This window comes from Shinella daejeonensis, assembly GCF_024281235.1.
GTDB lineage: Bacteria > Pseudomonadota > Alphaproteobacteria > Rhizobiales > Rhizobiaceae > Shinella > Shinella daejeonensis.
In genome coordinates this window covers 63,172-83,881 of record NZ_JAHWXY010000014.1, presented here as the reverse complement: position 1 = coordinate 83,881, position 20,710 = coordinate 63,172, and the positions used below count along the sequence as shown (strand labels likewise).

Below are 20,710 nucleotides of genomic sequence, written 5' to 3'. Positions count from 1 at the left end.
CCGGGTCTTTCCAGCCATGTCGCGGATGCGCTGTCGTCGTCCGACCGTCCGGAACTGACGTCGGCGAAGATCATCATCTCGGGCGGCCGTGCGCTCGGCTCGTCGGAGAAGTTCCAGGAGGTGATCCTGCCGGTCGCCGACAAGCTCGGTGCGGCCGTCGGCGCATCGCGCGCGGCCGTCGATGCCGGCTATGCGCCGAACGACTGGCAGGTGGGGCAGACGGGCAAGGTGGTCGCACCCGATCTCTACATCGCCTGCGGCATCTCCGGCGCGATCCAGCATCTGGCCGGCATGAAGGACTCGAAGGTCATCGTCGCCATCAACAAGGATGAGGAAGCCCCGATCTTCCAGGTCGCCGACTACGGCCTCGTCGCCGATATCTTCGAAGCCCTGCCGGAGTTGCAGAAGGCGCTCTGACATTCCTGCGGCTGTCCGATGACCAGTTTTCACTGGAAAACGGCGGCACGGCGTTTTATCACTTCACCGGGCCGGTCCACCGGCCCGGTCTTTTTTACCCGCACGGCGGGATACGGAAACGGACAGGCGGGGCGGCGAGAACCATGATCAGGAATGTCGGTATCATCGGGGCGGGGCAGATGGGATGCGGCATTGCCCAGGTTTCGGCCGTTGCCGGATACAAGGTCCATCTCTACGACCTCTCGGGCGAGCGTATCGAGGCGGGCCTTGCGACGGTCAACGGCAATCTCGCCCGCCAGGCGGCTTCCGGCAAGATGACCGAGGACGAACGCAGGAAGGCGCTCTCGCTGATCGGCGGTTCGTCGGATATCAACGATCTTTCCGACGCCGACCTGGTGATCGAGGCCGCCACGGAAGACGAAACGGTCAAGCGCAAGATCTATGGCAATGTCTGCCCGGTGCTGAAGCCCGAAGCGATCCTTGCGACCAATACGTCCTCGCTCTCCATCACCCGTCTCGCCTCCGCCACCGATCGGCCGGAGCGCTTCATGGGCATCCACTTCATGAACCCGGTGCCGGTGATGAAGCTCGTCGAACTGGTGCGGGGGATCGCGACCGAGGAGGAAACCTTCGCGGCGGCCAAGGAATTCGTTACCCGGCTCGACAAGACGATCACCGTGGCGGAGGATTTCCCCGCCTTCATCGTCAACCGCATCCTGCTGCCGATGATCAACGAGGCGATCTATACGCTTTATGAGGGTGTCGGTTCCGTCGAGGCCATCGATACGGCGATGCGGCTTGGAGCCAACCATCCGATGGGGCCGTTGCAGCTTGCGGATTTCATCGGTCTCGACACCTGCCTTTCCATCATGCAGGTGCTGCATGACGGGCTGGCGGACTCCAAATACCGGCCCTGCCCGCTCCTGGTGAAATATGTCGAGGCCGGCTGGCTTGGCCGGAAGTCGGGCCGCGGCTTCTACGACTATCGTTCGGGGACCCCGGTTCCCACCCGCTGAGCCTCGCGTCGTTCTGTGCAAGGACCGGTTTGCGGAAAAATCTTCCGCAAGCCGCACCCGCCGCGACCGGCCTGTGCCTCGGAGCAAGGCGGCTTGCGGGCTACTTTCACCCCCGAATTGTCACTCGTATTCGGGGTTCCTCGCATGAAACGTCTTCTTCTCCTCGGCGTCGCTCTTTTCGGCCTTGCCCTGCCGCATGCCGCCGGCGCGGCCGATAAGTTGCTGAACGCATCCTATGATGTCGCGCGCGAATTGTTCGCCGCCGAGAACGAGGCGTTCATCAAGGAAAATCCGGGTGTTACCGTGGACCAGTCGCATGGCGGCACGTCGAAGCAGGCCCGCGCGATCACGGAAGGGCTGGAAGCCGATGTCGTGACCTTCAACCAGGTGACGGATATCGACTTTCTCGTACAGAACGGCTTCGTCGCCGAGGGCTGGCAGACGCAGTTTGCGAATAACGCCTCGCCTTTCTATTCCTTCCCGTCCTTCCTGGTGCGCGCCGGCAATCCGAAGAATATCAAGGACTGGGGGGATCTTGCCCGTGACGACGTGAAGATCGTCTTCCCCAATCCGAAGACCTCGGGCAACGCCCGCTATACCTATCTTGCCGCCGTCGCCTACGCCAAGGAAGCCTTCGGCGACGACGAAGCCAAGATCGACGCCTTCATCGCCAAGATATTCGACAACGTGCCGGTCTTCGATACCGGGGGCCGCGCCGCCACGACGACCTTCGTCGAGCGCGAGATCGGCGACGTCATCATCACCTTCGAAGCGGAAACGCAGGCAATCGCCAAGCAGTACGGCGAGGACAAGTTCGAAAGCGTGGTGCCTTCCGTCTCGCTGCTGGCGGAATTCCCGGTGGCCATCGTCGACAAGGTCGCCGACGCTCGCGGCAGCCGCGATCTGGCGAAAAGCTATCTTGAGTTCCTCTATGGTCCCGTGGGGCAGAAGATCGCCGCCGAATTCGGCCATCGCGTCCATGACGAAACGGTTGCCGCCGAATTCAAGGACCGCTTCCCGGAAATCCGCCTCGTCGATGTCGACGACGTGTTCGGCGGCTGGAAGGCGATCTCGGCGGAACATTTCGCCGAGGGCGGCAAGCTCGACAAGCTCTACGGCAGCCGCTGAACCGGGACCCATCCACTTCGTCACGGGCGGCGGCAGGAGCCGTCGTCCGCCTTCGGGAAAGGATCGCGCTCTTGAAGCGGCGTGTTTTGCCAGGATTACCCCTCGCGCTCGGTGTGACGCTCGTCTATGCCGGCGTCATCGTCGTGCTGCCGCTGGCGGCGCTGATCTTCAAGGCGGCGAGCCTCGGGCCGGAGGATTACTGGCGCATCGTCTCCTCGGAGCGGGCCTTCGCCAGCTATCGCGTCACGGTGCTCTGTGCGCTTGCCGCCACGGTCTTCAATCTCGTCTTCGGGCTGGCGCTGGCCTGGGTGCTGGTGCGTTACCGTTTTCCCGGCCGACGACTGATCGACGCGCTGGTCGATCTGCCCTTCGCGCTGCCGACGGCGGTGGCCGGCATCGCGCTCACGACCCTTTTCGCCACCAACGGCTGGTTCGGCGCGCCGCTTTCGGCGATCGGCATCAAGGTCGCCTATACGCCGCTCGGCATCATCGTGGCCATGAGCTTCACCAGCCTGCCGTTCATCGTGCGGACCGTCCAGCCCGTTCTGGAGGAACTCGATCCGGCGCTCGAAGAGGCAGGACAGACGCTCGGGGCAAGCGACCTTTCCGTTTTCAGGCGGGTGATCCTGCCGTTGCTTGCGCCGGCGCTGCTGGCCGGCATCTCGCTGTCCTTCGCGCGCAGCCTCGGTGAGTTCGGGGCGGTGATCTTCATCGCCGGCAACAAGCCGTTCGAGACGGAGATCACGGCGCTGCTCACCTTCATCCGGCTGGAGGAATACGATTATCCGGCCTCCGCCGCCATCGCCTCGGTCATGCTCATCACCGCCTTCGTCATGCTGGCGGCGACCAATCTGATGCAGGCGCGCGCGCTGCGCTATACGGCGAGGGGCTGAAGCGATGCATGGAAACATCGGAACGCAGGCGAAGGCCGGCGAAACGGGAAAGGCGAAGGGCCGGGGCCAGCCGCCGCGCGTCGGCGACGATCCGCTCTTCCGCCGGATCCTTCTGGCGTTCGTCCTTTTCTTCGTCGCCATCGTCGTGGTCGCGCCGCTCGTTATCATCGGTTTCGAGGCCTTTTCGCGTGGAGCGGGCTATTTCGCCAGATCCATCGCCGAGCCGGACACGCGCCACGCCATCTTCCTGACGGCGATGACCGCGCTCATCGCGGTGCCGGTCAATACGATCTTCGGGGTCGCCGCCGCCTGGTCGATCACCAAATTCGATTTCCGCGGCAAGCGGCTGCTGACGGTGCTGATCGAGCTTCCCTTCTCGGTCTCGCCGATCGTCGCCGGCGTCGCCTATCTCTTCGTCTATGGATTGCAGGGGCTGTTCGGCCCGGCCCTGCAATCGGCGGAGATGAAGATCCTCTTCGCCCTGCCGGGCATCGTTCTGGCCAGCATGTTCGTGACCGCGCCCTTCGTGGCGCGTGAACTGATCCCGCTGATGCAGGCGCAGGGCAGGGATCTGGAGGAGGCGGCGACGTCGCTCGGCGCGAGCGGCTGGCGCACCTTCTTCTCGGTGACGCTGCCCAATATCAAATGGGCGCTGCTCTACGGCGTGGTTCTCTGCAATTCCCGTGTCATGGGCGAATTCGGCGCGGTGTCCGTCGTTTCCGGCAATATCCGGGGTCAGACGAATACGCTGCCGTTGCATATCGAGCTTCTCTATCACGATTATAACGCCGTCGGGGCCTTCGCCGCCGCGTCGATCCTTGCGCTTCTCGCCATCGTCACACTCGTCGCCAAGGTGGTGCTGGAGCGGCAGGGGGCCGGGCGCGTGCGACGGCCTGCGACGCTTGCCGGCAACGATGCCGTATATCCGGAGGTCAAAACGTGAAAATCCGCCTCGACACCGTGGTCAAGACATTCGAGACCTTCCGCGCCGTCCACGGCGTATCGCTCGAAATCGGCAGCGGCGAACTCGTCGCGTTGCTCGGGCCGTCGGGCTCCGGCAAGACGACGATCCTGCGCATGGTCGCTGGTCTCGAATATGCGGATGCCGGCGCGATCTACTTCGGCGAGGAAAACGCCACCGACATCCCCGTTCGCGAGCGCGGTGTCGGTTTCGTCTTCCAGCATTATGCGCTCTTCCCACATATGACCGTCGCCGAGAATATCGCCTTCGGCATGAAGGTTTCGCGGGTGAAGCGGTCGCCGCAGGTCATCAAGGCGCGTGTGCGCGAGCTTCTGGACCTCGTGCAGCTCGGGGGGCTCGGGGAACGGTTTCCCGGGCAGATCTCGGGCGGCCAGCGCCAGCGGGTCGCGCTCGCCCGGGCGCTTGCCGTCGATCCGCGCGTGCTGCTCCTGGACGAGCCCTTCGGTGCGCTCGACGCCAATGTGCGGCGGGATCTGCGTCGCTGGTTGCGCAAGGTGCATGACGAACTCGGGATCACCACCATCTTCGTCACCCACGATCAGGAGGAAGCGCTGGATCTCGCCGACCGGGTCGTCATCCTCGACAAGGGGCAGATCGTGCAGGAGGGCACGCCGGAGGAGGTCTGCCGCAATCCGGCCAATGCCTTCGTCGTCAACTTCCTCGGCGACGCCAACCGGCTCGACGCGGAAATCCGTGACGGCAAGGCCTTCGTGCAGGACGTCGCCTTCCCGGCAGCCGGTATCGCCGACGGCGGCGGGCAGATCCTGTTCCGCCCGGCCGACGTGAGCTGGCGCGAGGACGGGCAGGGGATTGCCGCGCGCATCCTGCGCGTGATCGACCGGCCGGATTCGCGGCGGGTCCTGGCGGTCACCGCCGCCGGCCAGCCGGTGGAGTTCGACACCGCGCCGGAGTTTTCCCATCGCAAGGGCGAGGCGGGCTTCCTCGATATCCGCCGGCCGCGCGTCTACGCGGCGGCGTAGGGGGATTCGCGCCCCCGCCAATGCTTTCGTCAGCTCTGCGGCGTCGCCAGTGCGGCGTTGATCAGCGCCTTGGCGTCGTTGCTGTCCCAGACGGCGGGACCGTTCATGGCGGCGACGAGGCACCCCTTGTCGTCCATCAGCAGCGTCACCGGCAGACCGAAGGCGAGACCTTCCTTCTTCAGCGTGTTGAACACGCCCATGGAGGCATCGCGGTAATAGGCGAGTTCATGAACGCCCGTTTCATCGAGGAAGGCTTTCGGCTTCTCGTCGTCGCCCGTATCGATATTGACCGCGACGACCTCGAAACGATCACTGCCGAGTTCCTTTTCGAGCGCATTCAACGCCGGCATCTCCTCGCGGCAGGGCACGCACCAGGTCGCCCAGAGATTGAGGAGCACCGTCTTTCCGGCGAAGCTCGCCATGGTTTGCGGCGTTCCCTCGGGTCCATCGAAGACCAGTCCGGGCAGGGTGCGGTGTTCGTCGACCGCGTTCATGGCGGCGACCTGGCCCGTGAAGAAGGGCCTGAGCGCCTCGGCTTTCGCGCCGGCCATCGGGCAGGCCGTCGCCTCCGCAACGGTCCCGCCATTGCCAGACCCGCTTTCCTTCACGTATATCGCAGCAGCACCGGCAAGAGCGCCGGCGAGCCCGGCAATGGCGATCAGCTTGAGCGAGGGCACGCCGAACGTCTTTTTCTCTGTCATTTCATTCTCCAGGATAGGCATGCCATGGCTGACGGAAACTCCGAGACCAAAACCTCGAACCAGATGTGGGGCGGCCGTTTCGCGTCGGGCCCGGATGCGATCATGGAGGAGATAAATGCCTCCATCGCCTTCGACAAGAAGCTATATGCCCAGGACATCCGCGGCTCAAAGGCGCATGCCGCCATGCTGGCGCATCAAGGCATCATTTCGGCGGAAGATAAAGACTGCATCCTTCACGGTCTCGACACGATCCTGTCAGAAATCGAAAGCGGCACCTTCGAGTTCTCGCGCCGGCTGGAAGACATCCATATGAACGTTGAGGCGCGGCTTGGCGTGCTGATCGGCCCGGCCGCCGGGCGGCTCCATACCGCCCGCTCGCGCAACGATCAGGTGGCGCTCGACTTCCGCCTGTGGGTCAAGGAGGAGATGGGCAGGACGGAAAAGGCGCTGACGGCGCTGATTTCCGCCTTCCTCGACCGCGCCGCGGAACATGCCGAAACCGTCATGCCGGGCTTCACGCATCTCCAGACGGCGCAGCCCGTGACCTTCGGCCACCATTGCATGGCCTATGTGGAAATGTTCGGCCGTGACCGCTCGCGGGTGCGCGACGCGCTCGCCAGGCTCGACGAGAGCCCGATCGGCGCGGCGGCGCTTGCCGGCACCGGCTTTCCCATCGACCGCCACATGACGGCCGAGGCGCTCGGCTTCCGCGAGCCGACGCGCAATTCCATCGACACGGTCTCCGATCGCGACTTCGCGCTGGAATTCCTGTCGATCGCCGCCATCGCGGCCACCCATCTGTCCCGGCTGGCGGAGGAGATCGTCATCTGGTCGACGCCGCAATTCGGTTTCATCCGGCTTTCGGACGCCTTTTCCACCGGTTCCTCGATCATGCCGCAGAAGAAGAACCCCGATGCGGCCGAACTGGTGCGCGCCAAGACGGGCCGCATCAACGGCTCGCTGATCGCGCTGCTCACCGTCATGAAGGGCCTGCCGCTCGCCTATTCCAAGGATATGCAGGAAGACAAGGAACAGGTCTTCGACGCCGCCGAGAGCCTTGAACTGGCGATTGCCGCCATGACCGGCATGGTTCGCGACCTCACGGTGCGCGCCGACCGCATGAAGGCTGCGGCCGGTTCCGGCTATTCCACCGCGACGGACCTCGCCGACTGGCTGGTGCGCGAGGCGGGCCTGCCCTTCCGCGACGCCCATCACGTCACCGGGCGCGTCGTGGCGCTGGCCGAGAGCCGGGGTTGCGACCTTGCCGAGCTTCCGCTCGACGATCTGAAGGCGATCGATCCCGCGATCACCGATCAGGTCTACGGCGTGCTGACCGTGGAGGCCTCGGTCGCAAGCCGCACGTCCTTCGGCGGTACGGCGCCTTCCGGCGTTCGCCGGCAGATCGCCTGGTGGCGCGAGAGGCTTTGAAGCGGCGCCGGGGCAGCGATTCAGGGTGCACAAGCGGGAGCGAATTCGCTAAGGAATGTGCACTCCATCATCGGCGGAACACGAGGGAAGGCTTCATGACACGCATCGATATCGGCAGGCTCGTCTTCGTGCTCGCCCTTTCCGCCGTCGTTCTTGCCGGCTGTGGCCGCAAGGGCGATCTCGATCTTCCGGGGGGCCAGAAGCCGGTCTTCAAGACCGTCAACGGAAAACAGATCGAGCAGGTCGAGGACCAGCCCTTCGTTCTCGACCCCCTTCTCTGACGTTTCTTTACTCGCGGAACAGCATCGTGAATCATTTCGACTATCGTGACGGCATCCTCCACGCGGAAGACGTACCGCTTCCCGAAATCGCCAAGGCGGTGGGAACGCCGTTCTACTGCTATTCCACCGCGACGCTGGAGCGGCACTACAAGGTCTTCGCAGGGGCCTTCGAGGGCGTCGACGCCATGGTCTGCTACGCCGTGAAGGCGAATTCGAACCAGGCGGTCCTGAAGACGCTCGCCCGGCTCGGCGCGGGTGTCGACGTGGTTTCGGAAGGCGAGTTGCGCCGGGCGCTGGCCGCCGGCATTCCCGCCTCGAAAATCCTGTTTTCCGGCGTCGGGAAGACCGCCCGCGAGATGGATCTGGCGCTTGCGGCGGACATCTACTGCTTCAACGTCGAATCCGAACCGGAGCTTGAGGTGCTGAACGCCCGTGCCGTGAAGGCGGGCAAGCAGGCGCATGTTTCCTTCCGCATCAATCCCGACGTCGATGCGCGCACCCATGCGAAAATCTCGACGGGCAAGAAGGAAAACAAATTCGGCATCTCCTGGGAGCGCGCGCGCGCCGTCTACGCCCGGGCGGCCAGCCTGCCCGGCATCGAGGTGACCGGCATCGACATGCATATCGGCAGCCAGATCACCGAGCTGCAACCCTTCGACGACGCCTTCCGGCTGCTGCGCGAACTGGTCGAGACGCTGCGCGCCGACGGCCACCGGATCGATCACGTCGATGTCGGCGGCGGCCTCGGTATTCCCTACAAGACGGACAATGCGCCGCCGCCGCTGCCGGACGCCTATGCGCAGATCGTCAAGAACCAGCTGAAGGATCTTGATTGCCGGATCGTCACGGAACCCGGCCGGCTGATCGTCGGCAATGCCGGCATCCTCGTGACCGAGGTCGTCTACGTGAAGGACGGCGGCGAGAAGACCTTCGTCATCGTCGATGCGGCGATGAACGATCTCATCCGCCCCACGCTCTACGAGGCCTGGCACGAGATCCAGCCGGTGGTGATTTCGGCGGCGAGCGTGCCGCGCATCCGTGCGGATGTGGTCGGACCGGTCTGTGAGACCGGCGACTATCTGGCGCTTGACCGGGAGATGGCGCAGCCGAAGCCCGGCGATCTCATCGCCGTCGGTTCGGCCGGCGCCTATGGCGCGGTGCAGGCCGGCACCTATAATACCCGCCTGCTGGTGCCGGAGGTTCTGGTGAAGGGCGACGCTTTCCATGTGGTCCGCCCGCGCGGCAGCTACGAGGACCTGATCGGTCTGGATTCGCTTCCCGACTGGCTTGCCTGAGGCCGGGGCGGACACAAGATCACAGGGGGAATTTTCCCCTATGCCCTCGTGTTCGCCACAAAGAACGCTATCCTGCCGGCATGCGGGCTGAAGCGGAGAACGGCGTGTGATGGCGGATGAAGAGCGACAGGTTGCGGATGCGCCGGGGCTGCGCCGGCTCGCCACCCGGCGCCGGCTGGCGCAGGCGGTCCTCTATCTGGAGGCGCTGATCCCGCTGCTGTTGCCGCCGGTCCTGCTTGCGGCGCTCTTTCTGGCCATCACCTGGTTCGGCTTCTTCCGTCATGTGCCGGCGGTGGCGCACGGGCTGACGCTCGCCGTCTTCGCGGTCGCCTTTATCGTCCTCGTGGCCCGGCTGGGCAGGGCGGCCTGGCCCTCGGCCGATGCCGCCTGGCGCTTTCTCGAAGAACGCAACGGATTGCCCCATCAGGCGATCCGCGTCCAGAACGACCGGCCGGCCGTCGGCGATCCGCTTGCCGATGCGTTGTGGCGCGAGCATCAGGCGCGCATGGCGCGGCTTGTCGGCCGGCTTCACGCCGGTTCGCCGCGACCCGATATCGCCCGCCACGACCGGTATGGCCTGCGGGCGGCGCCCGTGCTTCTGGTGGCGGTGGCCTTCGCCTTTTCCCATTCCAATCACGGCGGGCTACTGGCCGACATCGTCGCCCTGCGCATGCCGGCCGCGACCGCGCCGGATGTGCGGATCGACGCCTGGGTGACGCCGCCGGCCCATACCGCGCGCGCGCCGGTCTTCCTGACGGGCGATCAGTCCCGGCCGGCGGAAGAGGCGTTGCCGGGCGCCTTGCGCGTCCCGCAATTCAGCGAGTTGACCGTGCGGATCACCGGCGGCAGCGGCCGGGAGGCGGCGAGCTATCGCACCGGGGACGATGCCGCCGTGGCCCTTGCGCCGGAGGAGGAAAAGGCGGGAACGCCCGCGCCGGCCGGTGTGCGCACCCTGCGCCATACGATTGTCGCGGACGGGGTGCTGGATGTGGCCGACCGGAGTTGGAAGGTCTCGGTCATTCCCGATCGTGTGCCGGAAATCGCCTTTGACGGCGTGCCGAAGCGTACGGTGGCGGCGGCGCTGGAAATCGGCTTCCTCGCCCGGGACGATTACGGCTTGCAGGAGGCCCATGCGGAAATCGTGCCGCTCGACCAGCCCGGGGAGGCACATCCGCTCTATCCGCCGCCGGAGTTCCGGCTGGACCTGCCGCGCCGCAGCGCACGCGAGGCGAAGGGAACGACAAGCCGCAATCTCTCCGACCATCCGCTTGCCGGCAAGCACGTCAGGATCACGCTCGTCGCGAAGGATGCCGCGGGGCAGGAGGGGCGCAGCCAGCCCGTGGAGATGGTACTGCCGGCGCGCAGCTTCTCCGAGCCGCTTGCCGGCGCGGTGGCCGAGCAGCGGCAGATCTTCGCACTCGACACCGGCCGAATGGCGGAGGCCATCGCCCTCAACGAGGCGCTGACCATCCGGCCGGAGGAGACGATCCCGAAGCTGACCCATTACCTGCTGCTGCAATCGGCGGCGGCGCGCATGCGTCTTTCCAAGAACGACGAACAGATGCGCGATGCGGCGGACTATCTGTGGGAGATTGCGCTGGGCATCGAGGACGGCAATCTGTCGCTTGCCGACCGGCGGCTGCGCGATGCGCAAAAGGCGCTGGCGGAAGCGCTGGCGCGTGACGCCCCGGACGAGGAGGTGGCGCAGCTCATGCAGGAACTGCGCGAGGCGATGCAGGCCTATATGGAGGAACTGGCGCGACAGGCGGCGAAGAACGGCGAGGCGCAACAGGACGCCATGCAGCAGGGACGGATCCTGCGGCAGCAGGATCTCCAGCGCATGATGGACCAGATCGAGACACTCGCCCGTTCCGGCTCGCGCGACGAGGCGCAGCAGCTTCTGTCCGAATTGCAGCGCATGATGAACAATCTCCAGACCGCCCGGCCGCAGCAGCAGGGCCGGCAGAACGACGCGATGCGTCAGCAGATGGACAAGCTCGGCGAACTGGTGCAGCGCCAGCAGCAACTGATGGAGCAGACGTTCAGCCTCGATCAGGCGCTGCGCGATGAACTCATGCGCCAGGAGATGATGCCCGACGAGGGGTTCGACCTGCCCGGTGACGACGGATCCTCCCCGCCTTCCGGCGAGGGGCGGAGCGCGGAGGAGCTGCGGCAGGCGCTGAAGGATCTTCAGGCCGAGCAGGATGCGCTGGGCGAGCAACTCGGCGATGTGCAGCAGGCGCTGAAGGGCATGGGGCTCGACGCCGGCGAAGGTTTCGGCGAGGCCGGCCGCGAGATGAAGGGCGCGTCCGAGGCGCTCGGCTCGGGTGAAGGGGAATCGGCTGTCGGCAGCCAGGGCCGGGCGCTGGAGGCGCTGCGCAAGGGCGCGCAGAGCATGATGAACCAGATGCAGGCCATGGGGCAGGGCACGGGCCAGGGAACGGGCATGCCGCAGGCCGGGCGCAACGGCCGCGATCCGCTCGGCCGCGACCGGCCGACGGCGGGCGACGGCGCGGATTTCGGCGGACAGACGAAAGTCCCCGAGGAGATCGATATCCAGCGGGCGCGGGAAATCCTCGAGGAAATCCGTCGTCGGCTCGGCACCGGCGGCGCGCCGGGCTTCGAGCGGGACTATCTGGAGCGGCTGCTCGGTATTCGCTGAACCGTTTTCGCGCGGACTGCCCGGTGGGTTGCGATCAGGCGGCGAGCGCCTGCGCCACCGCTCGCCGGATGTCCGGCAGGCTGAAGGGCTTGCTCACCACATCGACAATCTTCACCGCGAGGTCATCGGCGCGTTCCCGCTGCTCGGCATAGCCGGTCATCAGCAGGATCTTCAGCGATGGATGGGCGGTCGACGCCCTGTGGGCCAGTTCGATGCCGTCCATGACGGGCATGCGGATATCCGAGAGCAGAAGGTCGAAATCGCCTTCGTCCAGCGCCTCCAGGCCGGCGGCCCCGTCCTCGGCCTCGACGGTCTCGTGACCGTCCAGACGCAGCGCCCGTGCGACGAAGATACGCAGCGAGTCCTCGTCTTCGGTGATCAGGATCTTTGCCATCAATGCCTCCTTCCGGGACCGTCGCCCGGTGTCTTTCGGGAGGACAAGACCAGACTTTCCTTGTCGATCGGTAAACGCCGTCAGTCCGCGTCGCCGGTGACGATGCCGACATAGGGCAATTCGCGGAAGGCGTAGGCGGCGTCCATGCCGTAGCCGACGACGAAATAGTCCGGACATTCGAAGCCGACATAATCCGCTTCGAGATCGGTGTTGCGTTTCTCGCGCTTGTCGAGAAGCACGGCGATGGAAACGTTCTTCGCGCCGCGATCGCGCATCAGTTGCCGTGCGAAGCTCAGCGTGCGCCCGGACTCCAGAATATCGTCGATCAGCAGCACGTCGCGGCCGGCGACATCGCTGTCGATATCCTTGATGATCCTCACGCCCTGCGACACGGTGCCGGCGCCATAGCTCGACAGCGTGATGAATTCGACTTCCGGCGCCGCGCCCGCGGCATGCATGGCGCGGATCAGGTCGGCGGCGAAGATGAAGGAGCCCTTGAGCACGGCGATGACCAGAAGATCGTCCGACGGACCCTTCATGATCTCGGCGGCGAGTTCCGCATTGCGTCGGGCGATCTGCCCGGCGTCATAGAGCGTGTCGATCTTCTTTCCGCGTACGACCTGCATTCCAGCGGCTCCTTCGTTGCCAGACAAAGTCACAAGACAAGCGGTTCCGGTTTTCATAAAATCGGTAGGACCGCTCTATCTCTTTGTTTTATCCGCATTTCCGGGCGCAAAACCGCTGCGCACTTTTGCTGGAAATGCTCTAGCCGCTTAGCATAGTCATCTGACCTGCGCATCCTGCCCCACGACGGAAACCGAGACTTTCGGCAGTTTTCCGCCCGCATGGGGCATGCGCAGAAGGAAATGGTCGCCCTCGCCTGCCGAAAGCGTGGCGGCGGCGAGAACGACGCGACGGTCCAGAACGTCGCGGCCTTCCCCGATACGGATATCGAGCGGGGGGACGGCCTGCACCACGCCGCTGGCATTGTCGAGCCGGCCGTGGACTGCAAGCACCTTCATGCCGTTGCTGTCCTCAATGCGGGCGGAGACGCCGGAAATGCGCAAGGGGGCGATGTCGCCGGCCGGAAGGGCGGCGCTCAGCGCCGAGAGGCCGCCGGCGGAGGCGAAGACGACAAGGAAGGCTGCCCCCACGAGCCCGGCGAAGGCGCTTGCGGGCAGGCGGGCGAGCATTCCTTCCGCGAGCCTTCCGGCTGCGGCGGCGAGGTCCGTCATGCCGGAGAGTATCCCCCGGCCGCGGTGTGGAGGGCGGCGGGAAGGGCGATTGTCGTTGGAGGTCGCTCTGCCGTCCGGCCGGATGGTGACGAAGGCGGCATCGATCGTGTCTTCCCGGGCGCGCCGAACGGGCGGCTTGCGGGCGCCCGCGCGCGGTTCGGGCGGCAGCAGGTCGATGCGGCCGGTTGACTGCCGCCTTTTCGCCCCGTAAGCGCTCATCGCCGTTTCTCTCCTCGGCCGGTTTCCGCAAAAACCCTGGGCGAAAACTCGGAATTGAACGAAATCCTTACGAAACGTAAACCATAATGGTTAATGCTTCGGAAACCGGACCGTGAAAGAGCCTTGTTCCCGTGCGAATCGGCCGGTCGGCAGCCGCGCTTGCGCGGTGCGAAACTCTAGACCCGGATGGACCTTTGATTCATTTCGAGAATGTCGGATTGCGCTACGGAATGGGGCCGGAGATCCTTCGCGACCTCACGTTCGACATTCCGCGCCGGTCCTTCCAGTTCCTGACCGGACCTTCGGGTGCGGGAAAGTCGACGCTCCTGCGTCTGCTGTTCCTGTCGTTGCAGCCGACCCGTGGCCTCATCCGCAGCTTTGACCGCGAGGTCTCGACGATCCCGCGCGACGAGCTTCCGATGCTGCGCCGGCGCATCGGCATCGTCTTCCAGGATTTCCGCCTGCTTGACCATCTGACGACCTATGAGAATGTGGCCCTGCCGCTGCGCGTGCGGGGCAAGGAGGAGACGAGTTACCGCGCCGATGTGCTGGAGCTTCTGAAATGGGTCGGCCTCGGGGAGCGCATCAACGTCCTGCCGCCGGTGCTTTCGGGCGGCGAAAAGCAGCGTGCGGCGATCGCGCGCGCGCTCATCGACCGTCCGGAGCTGCTGCTTGCCGACGAGCCGACGGGCAACGTCGATCCGCCGATGGCCCGCCGCCTGCTCAGCCTTTTCCTCGAATTGAACCGGCTCGGCACCGCCGTGGTCATCGCCACCCACGATCTTTCGCTGATGGACCAGGTCGAGGCGCGCCGTATGATCCTCTCGCAAGGGCGGCTGGACGTCTATGAGTGAGCACGCCGGACATGCGGCCGCAGGCGACGGCCCCGCAAACCGGCCGGCGCGCCGCCCGGAAATGCGCGTACGCCCCACCGCGCCCATCGTGCCGACCGCCAATGTCTCCGGCAATGCGCTGATGCTGGTCATCGCCATCATGGCGTTCCTTGCCTGCCTGACGTTCGGCGCGGTCAGCATGGTGCGTGCGACGGCGGCGAGCTGGCAGAGCCAGATCTCCCGCGAGATCACTATCCAGATCAAGCCCGACGACGGGCTGGACATGGAGCAGGCCCTGAAGGACGCGCGCGACATCGCGCTCGCCTTTTCCGGTACGAAGGACGGCACGATCGTCGACCGGGCGGCGACCGCGCGGCTTCTCGAACCATGGCTCGGCGAGGGGCTGGATCTCGACGAACTGCCGGTGCCGCGGCTGGTCATCGTCACCATCGACGAGCAGAATCCGCCGGATTTCGCGGCCATGCGCAACGCCCTGTCGGAAAGCATCCCGGAGGCGATTCTCGACGATCATCGCACCTGGGTCGACCGGCTCGTCGCCATGGCGCAAACCACGGCGCTGATCGGAACCGGCGTGCTGGTGCTCGTCTTCTCCGCCATGGTGCTGACGGTGATCTTCGCCACGCGCGGGGCGCTTTCCGGCAACCGCCATATCATCGAGGTGCTGCATTTCGTGGGCGCGGAAGCCGGTTTCGTCGCTTCGCAATTCCAGAAGCATTTCCTCAAGATCAGCCTGAAGGGCTCGTTTGCCGGCGGATTGCTGGCGGCGCTCTTCTTCCTCGTCGCCGGCTTCTGGCAGGGCCGTTCCATCGCGACGCCCGAAAGCGACCAGGCGACGGCGCTCTTCGGGACCTTTTCCATGGGGCTTGCCGGCTATCTCGGGATCGTGGCGACGATGCTCGTCATCGCGCTTTTGACGACGCTGACGGCCCGTTTCACGGTGATGCGCACGATCTACGAGATCGACCTCATCCGCTCCGATCCCTCCCGCACCGACCAATTGCCCGACCCATGACACCGCATCGCCGGAACACCGCCGCGAAGCGGACTATCGGTTGCCGCAATCGCGCGGTAAGGACGGAGCCATGAGCGGGCGGGAACGGGCACGACCGGGCAAGTCGCTGAGCGGCCGCATCGCGGGGAAGCGCAGGCCGCGCGACCCGGCGCGCCTTGCCGTGCGCGCCTTCCTGTTCTGCCTGCTGCTCCTGGCGGTGGCCGCCGTCATCGGCTTTCTTTATTTCGCCGAGGCCGTGGCATCCCTCGAGGCGCCGGTCAATCCCGAGGCCGACGCCATCGTGGTGCTGACCGGCGGTTACCAGCGTATCGATCATGCCGTCGGCCTCCTGGAAAGCGGCGCGGGCGGCCGCCTGCTTATTTCCGGCGTCAATCCGGCGACGAGCGGCAACCAGCTGCGCAAGCTCACCCAGAGTTCCCCGACATTGTTCGAATGCTGCGTCGACATGGGCTACGATGCGGTGGACACGCTCGGAAACGCCAATGAAACGGCGCGCTGGATCAGCGATCACGGTTTCCGCCGGGTGCTGGTCGTCACCAACAACTATCACATGCCGCGCAGCCTGCTGGAACTGAAGCTGAGCGACGCGCGCACCGAATTCATCGCCTATCCCGTCGTCAATACCGACCTGAAAAACGACAACTGGCTGCGGCGGCCGCTGGTCCTGCGCGTGCTGGTCTCGGAGTATCTGAAATACAGCGTGGCGCGGCTGCGTGCATTCGCCGGCGCGCGGACGGCAACCGGGCTTCGCGGCGACCTCGCCGGGATTGCCGGCGACTGACGGATGTCATCGTGAAACGGGAGTTTCATGCCCGCACAATATCGTGTAGGGCAGCAGCAGGCATTCCGCATACAGGCCGCGCTCGATGATCGTTTTCCGTTCCATCCTTTTCAATACCGTCTTCTATGCCAATCTGATCGCGCAGATGATCGTGATGACGCCGGCCTATTTCCTGCTGCCGCGCAAGAAGGCCTATGTCGTCGCCAAGAACTGGGCCAGAAGCAACCACTGGCTCTTCGCGAAGATCGTCGGGACGACCTTTGCGATCGAGGGACTGGAGAACATGCCGGCGGGCAATTGCATCATCGCGCCCAAGCACCAGTCTTTCTGGGACACCTACGGACTCCTGCCCTGGCTGGACGATCCTTTCTATATCCTCAAGCGGGAGCTGACCTGGATTCCGCTCTTCGGCTGGTATCTCAAGAAGCAGCGCATGGTGCCGGTGAACCGCAGCGCGCGCGGCAAGGTCATGGCCGCCGTGATGGAGCGGGCCAAGCAGGAACTGCAACGCGAGCGCCAGCTCATCATCTATCCGGAGGGCACGCGCCGTCCGCCCGGAGCGCCGCCGGAATACAAATACGGTATCGCGCGGCTTTATCGCGATCTCCAGGTGCCGGTCGTGCCGGTCGTCATGCATCCGGGCCTGTTCTGGCCGCGGCGCAAGTTCATCCGCTATCCGGGGCACTTCAAGGTGCGTATCCTGCCGCCCGTTCTGCCAGGCATGGAGCCGGACGCCTTTCTCGCGCATCTGATCGATGTGATGGAGAGGCAAAGCGACCGGCTGCTGATCGAGACGGTCGCGGCCAATCCGACGCTTCCGCTGCCCGAGACGGCCCGGCGGCGGCTTGCCGAACTTGCAGAGCGGCCGGATCCGCTCAGCAGCGCTCCCCGGGTGGAGTGAGAAGCGCGCCGGCGGCGCGGCCGACGTCCTCCAGCCAGCGGTCGCGAATGCCCATCGCCTGAAGATGCGCCAGGGTGTTGCGCACATAATCGATATTCGCGCCGGACTTGCCGGCGGCCATGCTGACGGAAAGAGCCGCCTCGTCGACGGAAAGATTGCCGGCATACTGGTGGTGGGCGCGGTCGATGATATAGGCGAGCACCGGCACCCGCACGCCCTCGCCAAATGTGGCGGCGATCACGCGCTCCTTGTAGACATGGGTGACGAGTTCGCGTTCGCGCAGATAATCGAGAACGGCGTCGCGCCGCGCCGGGGCGACGCGAAAGGCCATGCCGCGGCACGAGCCGCCCCGGTCGAGCCCGAGCACGAGGCCCGGTCTTTCCTCTGTGCCGCGGTGCACCCAGGAGCGCACGCAGAGCGAACGGTGAAAACCGTGGAGATGGGCCGCTCGCCGTTCCTCATATTCGAAACCCGGGTTCCACATCAGGGAGCCGTAGCCAAAGACCCAGAAATCGTTCATATCCACCGTCACCGGAGCCATTCCTCTCAAAGCTGCCGCAATTGCCCGTTCTGACCGCGCCGGCGGGCAAATCGCTTTCGCCACAATTGGAGAACACTATGGCATCGTCAAGCCGTGCCGGAGAGCCCGGAATAACGCGCAAGGTCGTTGTGCTTGCGGTGGTGGTCGTCGCCGTCGCCCTCCTTTATGCCGGCGGCTGGTTCTACGCCGCAATGCGACTGCATGATCGTCTTTCCGAACGGATGGCCGCCTCGCAGACCGGGCAGGTGACGTTTGCCTGCGATGCGCTTTCGGTCCGGGGCTTTCCTTTCCGCATCGGCGCCTTCTGCGATTCGGCGAGCGTCGATGATCATCGCACCGGTATCGCGGCAAGCGTCGGGCCGGTGCGTTCGGCGGCGCAGGTCTATCGTCCCGGTCACGCCGTCGTGGAAGTCGACGGGCCGGCGCAGCTGCGCATGTCGCCCGATCTCGCCTTCGTTGCCGACTGGTCGCTGCTGCGGGCAAGCATCGTCGCCTGGACCGATGGTCTCGATCGCGGCTCGCTTGCCTATGACGGCCTGAAAGGCCGGCTTAGCGTGCCTTCGGCGGATCTGTCGCTCGGTATCGCCGTGCGTCACGGTGAGGCGCATGCGCGCCGTTCCGGTGAGGCGCTCGACGTGGCGGGATCGTTCGACGGTCTGGCGCTTCATCCCGGCGGCCGCGAGATTCCACCAGTCGATGCGACGCTCGACGTGACGATCGCGGGCGCTGCCGAATGGTTGTCGACCGCCGGCCCGCCGGTGGATGCGCTCTACGGCGTTCAGATGGAACTGCATGGTTTTTCGCTCGATCTCGGCGAAGATACGGGCGTGCGGCTTTCCGGGCCTCTGTCGGTCGACGAGGGAGGCTATGTCTCCGGTTCGCTCGACCTTGCCATCGACGGCATCGCTGCCTGGCGCGACCGGATTTCCGTAGCCTTTCCGGAAAGCCGGAAGGCCGTTTCCAACGTCGCCAAGGCCTTGACGGTGCTTTCCGGCGGGACCGACCGGGCGCAGGTGAAAGTGTCCGTGAAGGATGGAACGGTCTATCTCGGCCTGTTTCCGGTCGGCGTCATTCCGCCGCTTTGAAGCATGTCCAGCAAAAGTGCGCAGCCGTTTTGCGTCCGGGAATGCGGCTAAGCAAGGAGATGGACCATTTCCCGCCGAAGCCGGGTCAGTCTTCCTGCCCGGCGTCGAGTGGCCGGCCGAAGTTCGGCGCGGATGTATCCTGACCGGCATCGATGATCGAGCGGCGGATGGCCCGGGTCCGGGTGAAGAGATTGAAGAGCTTTTCCCCGTCGCCCCAGCGGATCGCGCGTTGCAGATAGGCGAGGTCCTCCGAAAAACGCGCCAGCATCTCCAGGATCGCGTCCTTGTTGTGCAGGCAGACGTCGCGCCACATGGTCGGGTCGGACGCGGCAAGGCGGGTGAAGTCGCGGAAGCCCGAGGCGGAATATTTGATGACTTCCGATTCCGTCACCGTCTCGAGATCGTCGGCCGTTCCGACGATATTATAGGCGATGATATGCGGCAGGTGCGAGACGATGGCCAACACCTTGTCGTGGTGCTCGGCATCCATTTCGTCGACCCTGGAGCCGAGCGCGCGCCAGAAGGCGGCAAGCCGGTGCTTGGCGTCCTTGTCGGTGCCCTGGATGGGCGTGAGGATGCACCAGCGGCCCTGGAAGAGTTCCGCGAAGCCCGCATCCGGACCGGAATGCTCGGTGCCGGCGATCGGGTGGCCGGGGATGAAATGCACCCCCTTCGGCATATGGGGCAACATCTGCGCCACGACCGAACCCTTGGTGGAGCCGACGTCCGTGACGATGGCGCCGGGCTTCAGATACGGGGCGATTTCCTCCGCCACCTTGCCGGAGGCCCCGACCGGAACCGAGATGATGACGAGGTCGGCTCCCTCGACTGCCTTTCCGGCTTCGTGGATATACTCCGTTCCGAGATCGAGTTTGCGGGCGCGGGCGAGGGTTTCCCGGCTGCGGCTGGAGATGGCGACCGTGCCGGCGAGACCCTTGGCCTTGACGGCCCGCGCGATGGAGGAGCCGATGAGGCCGATGCCGATCAGCGCGATCCGGTCGAAATATACGTCCGTCATATGATGAGGGTCCCGTTGTTCCATGCGCCCGCCTTAGCGGCCGCTCCGGCTTTTGTCGAGGGTTTGCCAGCGGGGCGGCAGGCCGTTGCGGGTCGAGGGCACGCCATGGGGCGTCAGCACCGGCACGAAAACGCGGCGTGAGGCCCGGGCGGCGACGGGCAGGCCCTGGTAGAGGCGTTTTTGCGCCTCCACGACGATGACCCCGGAAAATATCGGCCAGAGGGCGCGTCCGAGCCGTTCGAACAGGCCGCGGAGTTTCTGCACGCTGCGCCGCTTCGAGGGCGGAAAGAACAGCGCCTCGGCCGTCGCGCCGGGCGTGAAATTGGTCTCGCGCAGGAGCGCCGTCAGCTGGCCGCGCGAATAGGGGCGGCCGGAACCGAAGGGCGTGTGCTCCATGCGCGCCCAGAAGCCGCGCCGGTTCGGGACGACGATGACCAGCCGGCCGCCGGGCGCCAGCACCCGCCACAGTTCCTTCATCGTTTCGCGGGGGCTTTCGGCGAATTCCAGCGAATGGACCATCAGCACCCGGTCCACCGAAGCATCCGGCAGGGGCAGATCCTCGTCGAAGACGAGAGCGGTCGCCGAAGGCTCGCCCGGCGGCCAGTTCACCGCGCCCTGGCCGGCCGGCATGAAAGCGAAGGTTCGCTCCGTGTCGGCACGGAACCGGTCGAGATAGGGCACGGCATAGCCGAGGCCGACCAGCCGTTCTTCCGGCATCCGCGCCCATAAGGAGGACAGCGCCATGGCGATGGAGTGGCCCGCCAGCCGGCCGAGCGGCGAGTGGTAGAATTCGCGAAGATCCACGATATCGGTATGCATGTCCGCCAATCTAGGCAATTCCGGCCGAAGTGGAAGGGGTTTTCGCGCGATGCGGGGAAGCGAAGGGA

22 protein-coding genes are annotated in these 20,710 nt (G+C 65.4%); 15 read left to right on the top strand and 7 right to left on the bottom strand.

What is annotated here, in order from left to right; all coding sequences use genetic code 11:
* From KYK29_RS20815 to KYK29_RS20790, 6 genes are all read left to right on the top strand, one after another.
* The coding region (locus tag KYK29_RS20815) for an electron transfer flavoprotein subunit alpha/FixB family protein (protein ID WP_254692825.1) at window positions 1-417 on the top strand (417 nt) is incomplete at its 5' end.
* 143 nt (window positions 418-560) lie between these two features.
* Window positions 561-1,433, top strand: coding sequence for a 3-hydroxybutyryl-CoA dehydrogenase (locus KYK29_RS20810; RefSeq protein ID WP_254692824.1), 873 nt, complete (start codon window positions 561-563; stop codon window positions 1,431-1,433).
* 144 nt (window positions 1,434-1,577) lie between these two features.
* Entirely contained in the window at window positions 1,578-2,561 is a 984-nt protein-coding gene (gene cysP, locus KYK29_RS20805; RefSeq protein WP_254692823.1) for a thiosulfate ABC transporter substrate-binding protein CysP, read from the top strand.
* 71 nt (window positions 2,562-2,632) lie between these two features.
* Window positions 2,633-3,454, top strand: coding sequence for a sulfate ABC transporter permease subunit CysT (gene cysT, locus KYK29_RS20800; protein ID WP_254692822.1), 822 nt, complete (start codon window positions 2,633-2,635; stop codon window positions 3,452-3,454).
* Between the two features lie 4 nt (window positions 3,455-3,458).
* Window positions 3,459-4,397 (top strand): sulfate ABC transporter permease subunit CysW, encoded by a 939-nt coding sequence (gene cysW / locus KYK29_RS20795; RefSeq protein WP_254692821.1) that lies wholly within the window; start codon window positions 3,459-3,461, stop codon window positions 4,395-4,397.
* The gene (locus tag KYK29_RS20790; RefSeq protein ID WP_254692820.1) at window positions 4,394-5,416 is read left to right on the top strand and encodes a sulfate/molybdate ABC transporter ATP-binding protein; all 1,023 of its coding nucleotides are present in this window, start codon (window positions 4,394-4,396) and stop codon (window positions 5,414-5,416) included. Before cysW ends, KYK29_RS20790 begins: the two co-directional genes overlap by 4 nt.
* A gap of 29 nt (window positions 5,417-5,445) precedes the next feature.
* Here KYK29_RS20790 and tlpA read toward each other — a convergent pair whose 3' ends face one another.
* Window positions 5,446-6,117, bottom strand: coding sequence for a thiol:disulfide interchange protein TlpA (gene tlpA, locus KYK29_RS20785; protein ID WP_254692819.1), 672 nt, complete (start codon window positions 6,115-6,117; stop codon window positions 5,446-5,448).
* A 24-nt stretch (window positions 6,118-6,141) separates the two neighbouring features.
* Here tlpA and argH point away from each other — a divergent pair, with 24 nt between their 5' ends.
* From argH to KYK29_RS20765, 4 genes are all read left to right on the top strand, one after another.
* Window positions 6,142-7,545, top strand: a complete 1,404-nt coding sequence (gene argH / locus KYK29_RS20780; RefSeq protein WP_254692818.1) for an argininosuccinate lyase — start codon at window positions 6,142-6,144, stop codon at window positions 7,543-7,545.
* Between the two features lie 95 nt (window positions 7,546-7,640).
* Window positions 7,641-7,826, top strand: a complete 186-nt coding sequence (gene lptM, locus KYK29_RS20775) for an LPS translocon maturation chaperone LptM (protein WP_254692817.1) — start codon at window positions 7,641-7,643, stop codon at window positions 7,824-7,826.
* A 26-nt stretch (window positions 7,827-7,852) separates the two neighbouring features.
* The gene (gene lysA / locus KYK29_RS20770; RefSeq protein WP_254692816.1) at window positions 7,853-9,121 is read left to right on the top strand and encodes a diaminopimelate decarboxylase; all 1,269 of its coding nucleotides are present in this window, start codon (window positions 7,853-7,855) and stop codon (window positions 9,119-9,121) included.
* Window positions 9,122-9,230: 109 nt separating this feature from the next.
* Window positions 9,231-11,783: a TIGR02302 family protein gene (locus KYK29_RS20765; protein ID WP_254692815.1), complete on the top strand. Its 2,553-nt coding sequence runs from the start codon at window positions 9,231-9,233 to the stop codon at window positions 11,781-11,783.
* A 34-nt stretch (window positions 11,784-11,817) separates the two neighbouring features.
* Here KYK29_RS20765 and KYK29_RS20760 read toward each other — a convergent pair whose 3' ends face one another.
* From KYK29_RS20760 to KYK29_RS20750, 3 genes are all read right to left on the bottom strand, one after another.
* A complete protein-coding gene (locus KYK29_RS20760; RefSeq protein ID WP_254692814.1) occupies window positions 11,818-12,177 on the bottom strand; it encodes a response regulator in 360 nt (119 codons plus the stop codon).
* An 80-nt stretch (window positions 12,178-12,257) separates the two neighbouring features.
* Window positions 12,258-12,803, bottom strand: coding sequence for a hypoxanthine phosphoribosyltransferase (gene hpt, locus KYK29_RS20755; protein ID WP_254692813.1), 546 nt, complete (start codon window positions 12,801-12,803; stop codon window positions 12,258-12,260).
* A 156-nt stretch (window positions 12,804-12,959) separates the two neighbouring features.
* Window positions 12,960-13,631, bottom strand: coding sequence for a hypothetical protein (locus tag KYK29_RS20750; RefSeq protein ID WP_254692812.1), 672 nt, complete (start codon window positions 13,629-13,631; stop codon window positions 12,960-12,962).
* A 194-nt stretch (window positions 13,632-13,825) separates the two neighbouring features.
* Between KYK29_RS20750 and ftsE the strand changes: the two genes are divergently transcribed.
* The 4 genes from ftsE to KYK29_RS20730 all read left to right on the top strand — a co-directional run bounded on the left by ftsE (window position 13,826) and on the right by KYK29_RS20730 (window position 17,179).
* A complete protein-coding gene (gene ftsE, locus KYK29_RS20745; protein WP_254692811.1) occupies window positions 13,826-14,485 on the top strand; it encodes a cell division ATP-binding protein FtsE in 660 nt (219 codons plus the stop codon).
* Entirely contained in the window at window positions 14,478-15,497 is a 1,020-nt protein-coding gene (locus KYK29_RS20740) for a cell division protein FtsX (protein WP_254692810.1), read from the top strand. Before ftsE ends, KYK29_RS20740 begins: the two co-directional genes overlap by 8 nt.
* A gap of 70 nt (window positions 15,498-15,567) precedes the next feature.
* Entirely contained in the window at window positions 15,568-16,278 is a 711-nt protein-coding gene (locus KYK29_RS20735; RefSeq protein WP_254692809.1) for a YdcF family protein, read from the top strand.
* An 85-nt stretch (window positions 16,279-16,363) separates the two neighbouring features.
* Window positions 16,364-17,179: a lysophospholipid acyltransferase family protein gene (locus KYK29_RS20730; protein ID WP_254692808.1), complete on the top strand. Its 816-nt coding sequence runs from the start codon at window positions 16,364-16,366 to the stop codon at window positions 17,177-17,179.
* Here KYK29_RS20730 and KYK29_RS20725 read toward each other — a convergent pair.
* Window positions 17,154-17,711 (bottom strand): gamma-glutamylcyclotransferase, encoded by a 558-nt coding sequence (locus tag KYK29_RS20725; RefSeq protein WP_254692807.1) that lies wholly within the window; start codon window positions 17,709-17,711, stop codon window positions 17,154-17,156. The genes KYK29_RS20730 and KYK29_RS20725 overlap by 26 nt on opposite strands.
* Before the next feature lie 86 nt (window positions 17,712-17,797).
* On the opposite strand from KYK29_RS20725, the gene KYK29_RS20720 reads away from it, so the two are divergent.
* Window positions 17,798-18,805, top strand: a complete 1,008-nt coding sequence (locus KYK29_RS20720; RefSeq protein ID WP_254692806.1) for a DUF2125 domain-containing protein — start codon at window positions 17,798-17,800, stop codon at window positions 18,803-18,805.
* A gap of 85 nt (window positions 18,806-18,890) precedes the next feature.
* Here KYK29_RS20720 and KYK29_RS20715 read toward each other — a convergent pair whose 3' ends face one another.
* A complete protein-coding gene (locus KYK29_RS20715) occupies window positions 18,891-19,823 on the bottom strand; it encodes a prephenate/arogenate dehydrogenase family protein (RefSeq protein ID WP_254692805.1) in 933 nt (310 codons plus the stop codon).
* Between the two features lie 33 nt (window positions 19,824-19,856).
* A complete protein-coding gene (locus tag KYK29_RS20710; RefSeq protein ID WP_254692804.1) occupies window positions 19,857-20,642 on the bottom strand; it encodes a class I SAM-dependent methyltransferase in 786 nt (261 codons plus the stop codon).
* Window positions 20,643-20,710 lie beyond the last annotated feature (68 nt).

Coding starts and splice junctions, on each gene's coding strand:
- KYK29_RS20810 (WP_254692824.1), top strand. CDS start 561: ATGATCAGGAATGTCGGTATCATCGGGGCGGGGCAGATGGGATGCGGC.
- cysP (WP_254692823.1), top strand. CDS start 1,578: ATGAAACGTCTTCTTCTCCTCGGCGTCGCTCTTTTCGGCCTTGCCCTG.
- cysW (WP_254692821.1), top strand. CDS start 3,459: ATGCATGGAAACATCGGAACGCAGGCGAAGGCCGGCGAAACGGGAAAG.
- tlpA (WP_254692819.1), bottom strand. CDS start 6,117: ATGACAGAGAAAAAGACGTTCGGCGTGCCCTCGCTCAAGCTGATCGCC.
- argH (WP_254692818.1), top strand. CDS start 6,142: ATGGCTGACGGAAACTCCGAGACCAAAACCTCGAACCAGATGTGGGGC.
- lptM (WP_254692817.1), top strand. CDS start 7,641: ATGACACGCATCGATATCGGCAGGCTCGTCTTCGTGCTCGCCCTTTCC.
- KYK29_RS20765 (WP_254692815.1), top strand. CDS start 9,231: ATGGCGGATGAAGAGCGACAGGTTGCGGATGCGCCGGGGCTGCGCCGG.
- KYK29_RS20760 (WP_254692814.1), bottom strand. CDS start 12,177: ATGGCAAAGATCCTGATCACCGAAGACGAGGACTCGCTGCGTATCTTC.
- hpt (WP_254692813.1), bottom strand. CDS start 12,803: ATGCAGGTCGTACGCGGAAAGAAGATCGACACGCTCTATGACGCCGGG.
- KYK29_RS20750 (WP_254692812.1), bottom strand. CDS start 13,631: ATGAGCGCTTACGGGGCGAAAAGGCGGCAGTCAACCGGCCGCATCGAC.
- KYK29_RS20740 (WP_254692810.1), top strand. CDS start 14,478: ATGAGTGAGCACGCCGGACATGCGGCCGCAGGCGACGGCCCCGCAAAC.
- KYK29_RS20735 (WP_254692809.1), top strand. CDS start 15,568: ATGAGCGGGCGGGAACGGGCACGACCGGGCAAGTCGCTGAGCGGCCGC.
- KYK29_RS20730 (WP_254692808.1), top strand. CDS start 16,364: ATGATCGTTTTCCGTTCCATCCTTTTCAATACCGTCTTCTATGCCAAT.
- KYK29_RS20720 (WP_254692806.1), top strand. CDS start 17,798: ATGGCATCGTCAAGCCGTGCCGGAGAGCCCGGAATAACGCGCAAGGTC.
- KYK29_RS20715 (WP_254692805.1), bottom strand. CDS start 19,823: ATGACGGACGTATATTTCGACCGGATCGCGCTGATCGGCATCGGCCTC.
- KYK29_RS20710 (WP_254692804.1), bottom strand. CDS start 20,642: ATGCATACCGATATCGTGGATCTTCGCGAATTCTACCACTCGCCGCTC.